The organism is Moritella sp. F3 (assembly GCF_015082335.1).
GTDB lineage: Bacteria > Pseudomonadota > Gammaproteobacteria > Enterobacterales > Moritellaceae > Moritella.
Map to the genome: position 1 here is coordinate 166,752 of NZ_BLRL01000003.1, position 13,292 is coordinate 180,043.

Sequence of the window (13,292 nt, forward strand, 5' to 3'; positions counted from 1 at the left end):
ATTTACGCTGTTTATATGCCGTAGTCATTTTAGCAGCATGTTGATGTATGTTTCTTCTGCAGCGAGGTAGAGCACAACATGAAAAAAACCGATGTTGTGCTGCGTATTTAATGTTAGTCACAGTTGTAAACAACGCGCTAGGTTAGCCTTTCTAATCGCGTTGTTTGTAACTTGACGAGGTTAAAGCGCCAACATTCTTGCGGTCTTTGCTGGAATAGACAGTTTATGATAACGCGATGTAATGGTTTCGGTATGATTACTCAACTTGTCTTTATAGGCTACATTCCAATTAAACTCAGTCTTGTATGTGTCTATGGTATAAGAGCGCTCTTGAGCACATTTATTGATGCCAACGAGGCCATTCTTTTCACGTTGAAAAATGAGCATGCACTTATCACTGTACAAGGTAGTCATCTGTTTACCTTTCATTGCATTGTGAAAGCTGATCATTTTTACCATATCATCGCGATCCCACACATTTTCCCATCGACCATTATCCTTATCTTCAGCATCTGGCAGTGCATCGCTATAAATTAACGGCGAACCTCCGTCTCTGCCTAAAATATAGGCATAAGCTAATTTCTCATTAACAGGATCCATTATTTGATAACGAAAGCCGTCGTTGGTCGGAATATCATGGGTAATGGTAAAGGTGATTGCGCGGTTATTTGGCAATGCTTGACCATAAGCTTCTGGATCATGGAGTAAAGACATACTGCCATCATAAGAGAATGCGGCTCTTATCGACGCAAACAGTGGAAAGTCATAAGCGCCATGATTGGTGTTATTCAAATAAGGTTCAAGAAACTTATGGTAGTTTGACTGACCTTTACCACCGCTGGTAATCACTTCACCAAACACGTGCATATTGGCTGTGATCTCTGGGGTGAATACTTGACTCACTTGATAGTCACTCATGTGTTTTACTGCATCGATTCTAAACCCTTTTACGCCCATATTTTTTAAAGCTTGCAGGTATGAACGTTGCTGCTGGACAACATAGTCGCTGGGATCAAGGTCGGGTAAGCCTTTATCGTTATCACCACCACACAGTCTCCAGTATTGTACGTCACCGGGTTCTTCATAATTAGTGATACAGCCTGGTGGATGAAAATCGGCACTAGAAAATAACCCCTTACTCAGATCGCCAAACAGGGTTTGTTTTTTTATATATTCACTATTGGCACTGTATTGGGTTAACAATTCACTGCCGGGATAATTTAGGTCGTCTCTTTTCCAGCTTTCATTCGCCATGTGGTTTAATACGATGTCGGCGTATACATCCACACCTTCTTTTTTAAGCGCGAGTATTAATGCCTGTAAATCTTCTTTATTACCGACAGGCGAATCAATTAAACGAATATCTTGTGGTTGATAACGTGCCCACCATTCTTTACCAGAAGATTTTAATGGTGGTGATACTAATACTTTTTTATAACCCGCTTGCGCTATATTTTTAGCTTGCAGGGTGACGTCATTATACTTCCAGTTAAAAGCATGAAGAATAGTATCTGCACTCGCATTGGTTATCGTGCCAGATATAAACATCGCGCCTAATAATAACTTCATTATTGGATTTGATGTAAATTTGAAATTTAATTTCATCGTTATGTACTCATTGAATATGTAGCTCAATAATATAAAGCTTATTTTTATTATTCATGTTTATTAATGCCAAATATTGAATCCATACCTCTTTCGGTAGTGCATGATTTTTTATTTATCGTTTATGTATGTGTTAGATATAACTAATTGTACGAGTGAATTTATACTTTAAAGATATTCAGGCGATAGCGTTGACCGGATACTAACCATAAGGCAAACTCAGAGCCAATATAATCCAACACTGATTTTTATAGGGAAACAAACATGAGCGGCACGAACAGAGCAGACATTCAAAAAGGTTCATCGGTATCGATTGTACTGAAACAAGACCAGCGCAGTGGCAACTTAACTGACGGTATCGTCAAAGACATTTTAACGAAGTCACCGAATCATCCACACGGCATTAAAGTACGTTTAGAAAGTGGTGATGTAGGAAGAGTTAAAGTGATTAAAGACTAATACAATGTAGGGCTCTGTATTGAGAGCCCTACAAGTTGGGAATTTGATTAAGTGAGGGGTTCGATATAATCAAATAGACCGAGTGTATCAAGCAGAGCCATTAGCGCTAAAGCGAGTCCAGCACCCGTGAACAACCAATAAAAAGCTCTTGCTAATATACGATCAAAGCGGTTGGTATACTCAAATAATACTTCTGCATCGGCAAATAAACTTGATAACGGACTTTGTTTTAATTTATCCGTAATAAAGCGTGGTAATGACAATGCCTGAGCTACTTTAATTATGTCCCAACCACTGACAAACTCAAAACCTAGCTTATCTTTTGTGGCTGGATTTTTTCTGAGTTTGCGTACGGTTATTTGACCAAAAGCAACATACAATATGCAAGCCAGAAAGATAAAAAGAAAAACAAAAGCTAATAGCTATGAGAATATATTCATTCTACCCCCAGTAAATCCATAATTGAATCGTACCAATCACCACTATTATCATTGATTGCGTTGCGCGCCAAAAATCATGCTGCTGTCGATACCACATTGGCCAGCAAGTTCGTCGGCTTTAATTGGCTTGTTGCACAGTAAAATCTAACTCATTTCAATTCCTTTTTATCTTGTTTAATCAAGTCCTTTGATTAGCTGGGGTTAGTTTAGCCTAGGGGTACGTTTATATGGAAGAGTAGGGATGTTATATAAGCATAAAATCAGTCTTGGTTTGAATCTTAGAGTTACAATTCAAGTGGTTAAGTTATCTATTATGTTGTTAAGAACTATGTAACTATATTGATATCATTATCAAAGTGCCATAAAATTAATTCGACATCATAGTTACATATTTTAATGCGGGTGCAGTGTGATTAAAAAATTTGAGCTTTGGATAATACAAGAATATCCAAGAATTAGGAATACATCTAGATATCCAAATACAGTTAAAACTATATCTAACCATCTAGCTAAGAAAGGTGTACCTAACTCTAATATTTATTCAATAGAATCATCTATGGTTGCAAGGACGTTAAGAGATGTTTACTTTAGCTTTGATGATATGTTCGCATTGAATAAACGCGGAAATAATATGTATAGTAGAGCGTTCGACCTGTATATAGAATTTTTAGATGGAAACAACTATAAGCTTTCCCTTGAGCAAGATGTTAATTCAGTTCTGTCTGAGCTTGTGTTAACAAACACACAAAAAAGCACTCTAATTACTAGTCGAATTGGGCAGGGGAAATATAGAACTAAGCTGGTTGAATATTGGAATGGCTGCTCTGTAACCGGTTGTAAGCAAATTCCACTGTTAGTAGCATCGCATATAAAGCCATGGGCTATTTCAGATGATCACGAAAGACTCGATTTATATAACGGGCTTTTATTACTGCCGAATATAGATAAAGCTTTTGATAAGGGGTGTATTTCATTTGACTCATCAGGTTCAATTTTAATTTCACGTGACTTTAGTGAGTTTGAATTGTTTGGTGTAACAGAAAAAATGAAGATTTTAATGAATGACAAGCATCAGCCATATTTGGATTACCATCGTAAAAATGTATATGAAAATTACATATAGTAGTAACTTACTAATTTGTAATTAACTACCTATATATATTTAGAATACCAATTATGCTAATCTGCCTCAGTCTCCACGCATTCAAATCTGAGGTTAAGATTAGCTATGCACGCCAACTTTTATGACGCTAATGCCCAACAGTTAGCAGATCAATATTTATCCAAATCCTTTGAAGAAGTGCATGCCGCATGGGCTGAATTCTTACCTGTAATTCTAAATAAACCTAACGCCCGAATTCTTGATTTAGGTGCTGGGGCAGGGCGTGACAGTAAATACCTCGCAGAACAAGGCGAAGCCAAAGACATAAGTATTGTCGCTGTTGAACCCGCCAAGCTATTAGCCGAAATCGGCCAGCAACAAACTCAAGGTTTGAATGTAAAGTGGGTGGAAGATTCATTACCTGCGCTGGATGTAGTGAGTTGCCAAGAAGTCAGTTTCGACCTCATTCTGCTCAGTGCCGTGTGGATGCATATTCCTAAAACTGACCGTCCTCGCGCAATTCGTAAGTTAGCCAACCTCCTTAAACCCGGTGCGAAATTAGTTATCTCTCTGCGTCATGGCCCAAGTGGTGACGAACGTAAAATGCATGATGTCAGTACCGAAGAGTTAGAGTTATTGGCTAAGACTGTAGGTTTGTCTGTTGTGCTTAAAACAGAACACGATAGCGATAAACTTGGTCGTGATACCGTGCATTGGCAAACCGTAGTATTACAGCTACCTGATGATGGTTCGGGGGCGTTCCCTTTCATTCGTCATGTAGCATTAAACGATGGTAAGTCAGCGACGCATAAACTGGCATTAATGCGGGTGTTGTTACGGATTGCTGATGGACACCCTGGCGCAGTTATTCGTCGCGAGCATACTTTGCAAGGTAGTCGAGTGATATTACCTGTCGGGTTGGTGGCGTTATATTGGTGTCATCAATACAAAGTACTTATCGACCAGCATGGTTTATACCAAACCCCAAATAAAAGTCCGAATATGGGATTTATGAGACCTGATGGCTGGCATAAATTAACGCATCGCTCTGCAACTGATTATCGTATCGGTCATTTATTTGTTGGCGATGATGCCAAAGCATTACACCGTACGTTAACGAAGGCGGTTCAAAATATTAAAGAAATGCCATGTACACATATAACCTTACCTAATAGTGATGTCTGTGTATTTGAAGTTGAAAGCAAAACAGTACGAGCTAAAGATAGCTTGTTTTTAGACATGGAGTCCTTGTTGCAATGGGGGGAGTTCTCACTGCCAGAAACGGTATGGAATGCCTTTGCACGTTATGCGTGTTGGATTGAACCTGTACTAGTTAGTGAATGGATGAAAACCATGAAAGGTTATAAGGGTAATCAAAGCCCTAAGCAGCAACTTGCAATAGTGAACTCGTTAGATTGGTTAGAGGCCAAACGCTCTACAGAAGAGAGTCGAAAGCGTTTTGACGTATTACGACAAACGCAAAGCCTGCAATGTGTTTGGTCTGGCAAGATTTTAAAGCAAGAGTTTGCAATAGACCATTGCATGCCGTTTGCACGTTGGCCGAATAACGATCTGTGGAACTTGCTACCAAGTGACAGTAAAGTGAATGGCCAGAAAAGTGATAGTTTACCCACCGCGAAAAAGCTTAAAGACGCGCGTTTACGAATTACAGACTGGTGGCAACACGCTTGGACTGATGATGCTATGCAATCAACTCGCTTCTTTGCTGAAGCTAATATAGCTTTGCCGGGGCTAACGACGAATAACACCTCAATTGATGATCTGTTCGAAGCGTTGGAATTACAACGTGGGCGACTGAAAGAAATGCAGCAATTGAGGGAGTGGGGGGATAATTAATCACCCTTATATATTTTAGTATCCGATGTGACATTATTTTCAAGGAATTACCAATTTATGGATTTTAACAAGCAGTTTGATTTATATCGAGAGTATGTACAAAACACACTTAGCCAATTTCCAGTGGATTCGACAAAGTTAAATTGTATAGCCGTATTTAAGGCATTAGCAGAACTGATCTATGAGAAAGAAACTCAACTACATGTGAGTGGCGTTGATGTAGTTAACCGAGAAATACTGCAAAAAAGAGTCAGTGAACGTTATCCTGTTAATGCAAATGCTCGTCGCCAAGAGGTGAATAAATACTTGTCGCAACGATTCCGATTAAAAGGTGATAAAGAACCAAGTTTTATTGAATTTACTTTAAAAAATGATACACAGATTTATTCAAGATTAGATGAGGTTGATGCAGGCTCGAAGAGAGAAGGCTATCGAATTTGCGACTTTTTGGAACGAGATAAATTGATTGATTTTTTACGTAATTTGGATTTGACTGTTTATTACTTACAACCATCAGAACTTACATTAATAGGAATTGTTGATGCTTACTTAAAGACTTTTGTTAATAATTCACCGAATCAAAAATGGTTTATTGATTACAGCAAAATTGTCAGTCAGTTTCAACGTACCGATAAAATAACCGAGGAACAATTAACCTCTCACTGGCTAAAGCAAAGAAATGGTGTTGCTTTAATTAAAAATGGAATCACTTCAAAGGCTGATTTTCAATCGGCAAAACCAGCTTTGGAGAAAATAACTCAGCTGATGAAAAGCAGTAGTGACTTGAGGAATTATAATCAAGCATTAAAACTAATGGATGAGGCTAAAGAGGAACAACAACTTTCAAAGATATACAATGCCGTATTAAATCGAATTGCGATTACTTATAATTCTGATGAATTAACCTTTCCTGTTGATAGAAAAGTGATGCCCAAGTTAGTAAATTTCTTTAATGATGTATTTAATTTAGAAATAGACGTTAAGGGTAAAAACTGGTTCGAATTAAGTACTTCTTTAAAAGTTGCGATGAAGGAGTGTATTCCTATGGAGGTCGATCCACTCAAACTCAACATTATTATTTGGCGAATTTATGAAAATAAAACTATTTTTAGCCAATTGTTGAATTCACAGTTTTACGATGAGAATGGAGAGGGACATATGACTTCAAACGCATTAAACCAAATTCTTTATGGTCCTCCTGGAACAGGTAAAACATACCATTCTATCGAGGCTGCAGTAAAAGCTGCAGAGCCGACATTTACCTTTGATACTCGTCAAGAATTAAAAACAGAATACGATCGCCTTGTTGTAAAAAATCGAATTCGATTTGTGACATTCCATCAAAGTTATGGCTATGAAGAGTTTGTTGAAGGCTTAAGCGCGAAAACAAAAGACGGCCAAATTTCGTATTATGAAAAAGATGGTATTTTTAAAAAGATCTGCACTACAGCGCAAGCAAAAAAGGTAGTTTCAGTTCTTGATCATGACCCCCGATTTTCAGCGCTTATGGTATTGTTAAAAGGCTATCAAGAAAACGGTACGCCATTAGAAACAGTTCAGGGCAAGCGGTTTATAATTTCCAAGGTGTCGGAAATTTCAATAACAGTTCAACCTGAAGGTGCCGAAAATACGAAAAGTGTGAATGTTAAGCATTTGATTAATTATTTGTTTTCACGTGATAACGATTCTATTACTAATCATTCGCCTGCATATATCCGTGGTATTGCTATTGTGTATGATAAGTTGACTCAGTCGTTTGATGATACAAAAAAGAAAAACTATGTGCTAATTATTGACGAAATTAACCGCGGTAATATCTCTAAAATATTTGGGGAGCTGATCACCTTGATTGAGCCCTCTAAGCGAGCAGGTGCTGATGAAGCTTTGTCTCTTACCTTACCTTATTCAGGAACGACATTTTCAGTACCAAAAAACTTATACATTATCGGCACAATGAACACGGCAGACCGCTCATTAGCTATGATGGATACTGCTTTACGTCGTCGTTTTGACTTTGTTGAAATGATGCCAAATACCGCGTTATTTAATGGTATTAACGTTAAAGGTATCAACTTACAGTTAATGCTTGAAACAATGAACAAGCGTATTGAAGTGCTTTATGACCGTGAACATACATTAGGTCATGCTTTCTTTATGCCAGTTAAAGCGCTGGTGGATGCTAACCAAATCGATGATGCATTTACTGAACTAAAATCTGTATTCAAAAACAAAATCATTCCATTGCTCGAAGAATATTTCTTTGAAGATTGGAACAAGATCCGCTTAGTTCTAGGTGATAACCAAAAAGATGAATCACTACGATTTATAACGGAAAAAACACAATCATACGGAGATATCTTTGGTTTGGATCATGGCTTAGACAGTTATGAAACTGAAAATACCACGTACGCGTTAGCTCCGTTTGATGGTGACAGTTCAGTGTGGAATGATCCTAAAGCATACATAGGTATATACCCTAAAGAGCCTACAAAACTCGCTAGTGTCGCAGAGGCTGGATAGTTGTGACAAAAGTAAAACAAAACGTCACTGTTTTTGAATATAGCCATCTGGGTAAAGGTGAAAAGGCGGCTAATTCGAACCGTATAACACAAATCTCTGCATCCGCGTTTAACTACCTTAAGCAGCTGTGCTTGTGTGATGAATCTGAAAGCCGTTTTCTTAGTCTAAAGATTATCGACAGTACCGAAGTCTTGCGGCTGAATAACTATGCAGGTGTGATTCTTACGCCGGATGGTACGCAGATTGAAGTACTGCCTAAGATAGCGAAACGCCTTGAAGGTAAAGTCGGTGAGGATAAAGCCCGACAAACATTATTGACCATGCTTAAAACCTTGGGGTCGTTTCGTCATATCCAGACTAGCAGTGCCAATATCAGTAAATCTAAGATGCCGTTGTTAGAAGTGTTTATCACGCAGTTTTTAGACTCAGTGAATACATTGGTTAAGCGTGGTTTACGCAGTGATTATGTCAAACAAGAAGACAACCTCGGGTTCTTAAAAGGTAAGTTACTGGTCGGTAAACAGCTTCGTTATAACAGTATTAACAAACACAAGTTTTATGTGGAATACGATGAGTTCTTGCAAGACCGCCCTGTTAATCGCTTAGTACACTCGGCATTACAAAAAGTGGCTAAATATACTCGTTCAGCCCGTAATCAAAAACTGTTACGGGAACTCAAGTTTGTATTTGACGAAGTGCCGGTGAGTCGTAATGTCAAACAGGACTTTGCGCAGGTCAAACTTGATCGTGGTATGTCGTATTATCAAAGCCCGTTAGCGTGGGCACAATTAATACTCGATGGTTTTTCACCACTGACAATGAAAGACACTAACAGTGCCTTTTCTTTATTGTTTCCCATGGAAGCCGTTTTTGAATCTTATGTTGAAAGTATCTTGAAAAAGCAGATGGCTGATGGTTTCACATTACGTGGACAGGTTAAGCAGCAATATCTCGTTACCCATAATACTAAAAACATGTTTAATCTTAAGCCCGATTTGGTTGTTTACAAGGAACAGAGTGTTCATGTTGTATTAGATACCAAATGGAAACTGATTGATGGCAGTGGCAAAGATAAGTACGGTATTTCCCAAGCTGATATGTATCAAATGTTTGCTTATGGACATAAGTATTTAGCAGGCAAGGGCAATATCGTGCTTATCTACCCGCAGCATGATGATTTCAAAGAAGCTGTTGAACATAGCTTTGACTTTAATAAAGAGTTAAAGTTATGGGTAGTACCGTTTGTGATAGAAGAGGGGCAAGAGCGACTACTATTACCGCAATGTGCTAGTTTTACGTCAATTATTTCTAACATCAAAGCAAAAGGAAGCGCATGAACATCAAGTCAATCACCAGTCTAAACCAAGGCGATCTTTGCCCTAAATGTGGCCTGATTATCTGCATGCCACCTAACTTAATGGCGAACTGCTTGGGTTGTGGTTACGACCTTAGCAACGATTGATTCATAGCCCATCACATAATTCTCAGTCCTTGGTATGAATAGGCTTATCAGTCTAATAATAATCTCTATAATGACCGCCGATATTTAACATGGATGTCATACCTTAGGATATTTTAGTGAAAAGTTTATTCGATACGTTTAATGCCCCTGAAGATGCAGAATCAAACCTAGTACGTGAGCAATTAAAAGGGTTTTTAACCCCACAGAGTAGTGCTGAGTTTGTTGCTAGGGACGCGACATCTATAACGCTCGCCACCGTGAGAGAAGGCAGTTCTCCCTATATTCTGATTATTAATGGTTATCTTTCCGAAGAGGGGGAAGTGGTATCTGATTGGCTAAGTGTTGTTGATGAACTGTATCCAGAAAACAAGATTATCCATGTACGTTGGAATGCGGGTGATATTATTGATATAGCGCGTAATGGCGATACTATTAGTGACGAAAACGCGGTTGATAAATGGTTCGCAGCGGCCAAGTTAGCAAGAGATATGAGCCCCGCTGGTATTGCCGCTTTGGTTGGCGGTATCGTTGCAGATAAACTGGTCGGGCATTGGCATAAATCGTTTAATGAAACGCTTCATGCTGGCCTAGATTTAGCAAACGCAGTGCAAGGTGATAAGCAATTACATGGTGCCATATTAATGGGTTATTCATTGGGTGCCAAAGTGGCTTGTCAGGCGTTGAAAAACCTGGATGCTAATACAGTCTCTAGATGTTATTTGTTGGCGGGGGCTGTATCTGCAGACGCTGAGCAATGGGCGCCCATATTGGCAAAGCACAGCGAACTCAAGTTGATTAATTGTTATAGCGATAATGATGATGTTTTGAAAGGTGCCAATGGGGCTGAGGGGATCTTTTCTCATACACCGGCCGGACTGACCAAAATTGAAAGTGATAATGCTAAGCAAGTCGTTAATCTGGATGTATCGGCGTTCTCATCTGGGCATATGCACTTTAAAAATGAACGTGTAGGCAAAGTATTGGCTTCATTCACGTTTAACAATTCATATACTGATTACGTCGTTACGGGGGAGGTTAGGGCGCTGGTTTAAATTACTGGTGCCGGGGTTAATAGACCGTATTGCCGACCGTGCGATACGCAATCGACACTAATGTCTGGTCACTCAACCCCTTATTAGCTGAAAGCATTAGACTTTGTTGTGAGGGAGGGATAATGTGTTGCATAGGTATGTTCGCAACAAGTTGTCATCAATGAGGTCGGTAATGAGTGACGTGAGTCTAGATAAAGTCGGTTTAATCGTGGAAGGTGGTGGGCTAAGAGCCATGTTTGGCGCTGGGGTACTGGATCATTTTCTTACTTGTGCAGTGCATTTTCCGTATGTGTCAGGTGTTTCTGCTGGCGCGCTGTATTCCGCCTCTTATGTGTCGAAACAACATAAACGCAACCTAAATATTCAGCTCAAGTACCATGATGATCCCCGCTATATGGGCATGAAACACCTGCTTAAAACCGGTAGTTATGTGAATACGCCTTTCACTTTTCATGCGATGGCCAAACAACTGGTGCCGTATGACTTTGATATGTTGTTTAATATGAAGGAAGTATTTGAAATAGGCGCGTTTAATTGTAAGACCGGCAAGACAGATTATTTTTCTTCTCAGCAATTAACTACTCAAGATCAGGTGTTAGACAGCCTTATCGCGACCTCAAGTTTACCGTTTATTTCCAAACCGATGATGATTAATAACATGCCTTATCTTGATGGTGGCATTATGGATCCCATTCCCGCAGAGCATGCTTTTGAGTCGGGATGTGATCGCTTGGTCATTATTTTAAGTCAGCATGAAAGTTACCGAAAATCAGCCATGAAAATGGATTTGGCTTGTCGCATTGCTTGTTATAAATATCCGAAGTTATATCAAGCGCTGCATGCACGGCATGAGCATTATAATAACGCTTTGGATAAGATCGCAGAATGGCAACGACAAGGTAAAGTGTTTGTTATTCGCCCGCAAGCGCCGTCAGATATTTCGCGCTTAGAGAAAGACAAGCATAAGGTAAAATTGCGTTATGAAGAAGGCGTGACTGAAGCACAAGCCTGTTGGGGAGATCTGCAACAATGGCTAGCGACTCCGGCAGTGAACTGCCGCCAAGCGATTTAAAATGAGTTAAGCTAAAAGGCGATACTATTGTGCTATATCGCCTTTGACTTAATCAGTCTTTAGAAAGCAAACCTGACACCAACACCGGCAATTGAAGTATCAATGTCGGTATCAAATACTAAGTACTCAGCATAAATATCAATAGTATCTAATACATCAACGCTGGCACCGATACCGCCGAAGAACTCTTCGCCATCAGCGCTGTCTTTCGAACTATTGACTTCGATATCAATTGAAGTCATCGCAACACCTGCTTTGGCATAAACTTCAAAGAATGGCCCTATTGGCAGATAACCAACAGCGGAGAGTGTAAATGCAGAGGCATCGATATCATAATTGTTGCCCAGTGAAGAGCCGCTATAACCACCCAGGTCGTAATAACCTAATTCAGCAGAAACCATAAAAATATTTGAGTCGATGAGGTTATAACCGGCAAAAAATGCCGGTACCACATCATCGTCATCGAAACTGCCTTGTTCCGCATTGGCTTGATAAGCACCTGCACCAATATAAAAACCTGCTGCATAAGCCTGTGCAGGGGCTGTTATCGCTAAGACTGAAATGATGCTCGCTATAAATCGAGAATGTTTCTTCATGTTAGTTCCTTCCTCATACATTGATAATTGTGTACTCCGTTAACAATGTATTTGAGTATAGTGTAAAACATAAAATGTGACGAGTTATAGTTAAGCCTTTGTTTTTGATTGTTAAATCTAATTTCCTATCGAGTCTCTACAGCAATGACATCCAGGCTGATGAACTGTTTTTGCCATTGAGCCGGGCTAATATCATCAAGCTGGAAGATTCGGCTTTCACGTTGCTGACCTTTGCGTAAATACGTTTCTGGTAATCTCCCTGTGGCTTGCCAGACATTAAACTCGGTGGTTGTTATTTTATTGCCACCGTCGTCAAATAATGTTGCGGCAATCGTCACTTTGAGCACAGTTAATGGCGAGTTATTTTCAATACTGAAATCCAGCCCTAACGCTTCATCATCCCACTGCGCAGATTTGAATGTCACGCGTACGCCTTGGGATACATCTGTGGTCATTAATGCTGAGTTAGCCATTGCGGTTGGCGTTAATTTTGGTGCCGACTTGGATGTGGATGCCGCAGACTCAGCATTTATATCAGGCGTACTTAACAGCACATACTGCCAGGTGAAATCGTCATTCAGCACCACTTCAGTACCATCTTCAAGAACAATTCGAGTGAGTTCGACGGCGGCGATGTTAAAAGAGAAAAGTAAACTGCAGGCAATAATGTAGACTTTATTAAACATGGTCATAGTTCCGATAGTGATGGCCCAGTTGTGAACGGCCCGATAGTGAATGTTTTAATCGTGAATGCGGTAATAGCGGTGCAGGTTACCCTTAGTCTTGACTTTAGCAAAGATAAATCTTTAGCAAGATGAAGTGAGTAGCAAGATGATATGGCCGTCATAGCGCCTTGCTACATATTGAAGTTACATCAGCCATTTCCCCCAAATGAATACAGCCAAGAAACTAAACAGATGAATCAAGCCTGCCCGCGATAACATTTTCATGCTGGTGGTGAGCTTTAACTCTGTTGGTCGTTAACGTAAGACTGAGATCTGTGTGAGGTCACAATTAAAACATATAAACATACTATTTATGATTATGTAGTGGTGAGAGTGGGTGATAGCTAACTTTTCAATCTACTCTCAAGCTAGATACCACTTTATGTTTAAGCATGTTTATAA

General features: G+C 39.5%; 12 protein-coding genes. 8 read left to right on the plus strand and 4 right to left on the minus strand.

Annotated elements, in window-relative coordinates:
• Nucleotides 1-180 precede the first annotated feature (180 nt).
• Nucleotides 181-1,605 (minus strand): alpha-amylase family protein, encoded by a 1,425-nt coding sequence (locus JFU56_RS06995; RefSeq protein ID WP_198436580.1) that lies wholly within the window; start codon nucleotides 1,603-1,605, stop codon nucleotides 181-183.
• Between the two features lie 264 nt (nucleotides 1,606-1,869).
• On the opposite strand from JFU56_RS06995, the gene JFU56_RS07000 reads away from it, so the two are divergent.
• Nucleotides 1,870-2,064: a YwbE family protein gene (locus tag JFU56_RS07000; protein WP_101063155.1), complete on the plus strand. Its 195-nt coding sequence runs from the start codon at nucleotides 1,870-1,872 to the stop codon at nucleotides 2,062-2,064.
• Between the two features lie 47 nt (nucleotides 2,065-2,111).
• On the opposite strand, the gene JFU56_RS07005 is transcribed toward JFU56_RS07000, so the two are convergent.
• Nucleotides 2,112-2,444: a hypothetical protein gene (locus tag JFU56_RS07005; protein ID WP_242065897.1), complete on the minus strand. Its 333-nt coding sequence runs from the start codon at nucleotides 2,442-2,444 to the stop codon at nucleotides 2,112-2,114.
• A 469-nt stretch (nucleotides 2,445-2,913) separates the two neighbouring features.
• Here JFU56_RS07005 and JFU56_RS07010 point away from each other — a divergent pair, with 469 nt between their 5' ends.
• The 7 genes from JFU56_RS07010 (at nucleotide 2,914) to JFU56_RS07040 (ending at nucleotide 11,569) form a co-directional block, all read left to right on the plus strand.
• Nucleotides 2,914-3,627 (plus strand): HNH endonuclease, encoded by a 714-nt coding sequence (locus JFU56_RS07010; RefSeq protein ID WP_198436581.1) that lies wholly within the window; start codon nucleotides 2,914-2,916, stop codon nucleotides 3,625-3,627.
• 105 nt (nucleotides 3,628-3,732) lie between these two features.
• The gene (locus JFU56_RS07015) at nucleotides 3,733-5,463 is read left to right on the plus strand and encodes a methyltransferase domain-containing protein (RefSeq protein ID WP_198436582.1); all 1,731 of its coding nucleotides are present in this window, start codon (nucleotides 3,733-3,735) and stop codon (nucleotides 5,461-5,463) included.
• Nucleotides 5,464-5,520: 57 nt separating this feature from the next.
• Nucleotides 5,521-7,983 carry an McrB family protein gene (locus JFU56_RS23040; protein WP_242065898.1) on the plus strand — a complete coding sequence of 821 codons (2,463 nt, stop codon included), beginning with the start codon at nucleotides 5,521-5,523 and terminating at the stop codon, nucleotides 7,981-7,983.
• Between the two features lie 2 nt (nucleotides 7,984-7,985).
• Nucleotides 7,986-9,320 carry an McrC family protein gene (locus JFU56_RS07030; RefSeq protein ID WP_242065899.1) on the plus strand — a complete coding sequence of 445 codons (1,335 nt, stop codon included), beginning with the start codon at nucleotides 7,986-7,988 and terminating at the stop codon, nucleotides 9,318-9,320.
• Nucleotides 9,317-9,445, plus strand: coding sequence for a hypothetical protein (locus tag JFU56_RS23160; RefSeq protein WP_256432196.1), 129 nt, complete (start codon nucleotides 9,317-9,319; stop codon nucleotides 9,443-9,445). Before JFU56_RS07030 ends, JFU56_RS23160 begins: the two co-directional genes overlap by 4 nt.
• A gap of 116 nt (nucleotides 9,446-9,561) precedes the next feature.
• Nucleotides 9,562-10,497: a DUF726 domain-containing protein gene (locus tag JFU56_RS07035; RefSeq protein WP_198436583.1), complete on the plus strand. Its 936-nt coding sequence runs from the start codon at nucleotides 9,562-9,564 to the stop codon at nucleotides 10,495-10,497.
• Nucleotides 10,498-10,669: 172 nt separating this feature from the next.
• A complete protein-coding gene (locus JFU56_RS07040) occupies nucleotides 10,670-11,569 on the plus strand; it encodes a patatin family protein (protein WP_198436584.1) in 900 nt (299 codons plus the stop codon).
• Between the two features lie 59 nt (nucleotides 11,570-11,628).
• Here the strand turns inward: JFU56_RS07040 and JFU56_RS07045 are convergent, their stop codons facing one another.
• Both JFU56_RS07045 and JFU56_RS07050 read right to left on the minus strand, forming a co-directional pair.
• The gene (locus tag JFU56_RS07045) at nucleotides 11,629-12,165 is read right to left on the minus strand and encodes a porin family protein (protein ID WP_198436585.1); all 537 of its coding nucleotides are present in this window, start codon (nucleotides 12,163-12,165) and stop codon (nucleotides 11,629-11,631) included.
• 125 nt (nucleotides 12,166-12,290) lie between these two features.
• Nucleotides 12,291-12,851: a DUF3157 family protein gene (locus JFU56_RS07050; protein ID WP_198436586.1), complete on the minus strand. Its 561-nt coding sequence runs from the start codon at nucleotides 12,849-12,851 to the stop codon at nucleotides 12,291-12,293.
• Nucleotides 12,852-13,292 lie beyond the last annotated feature (441 nt).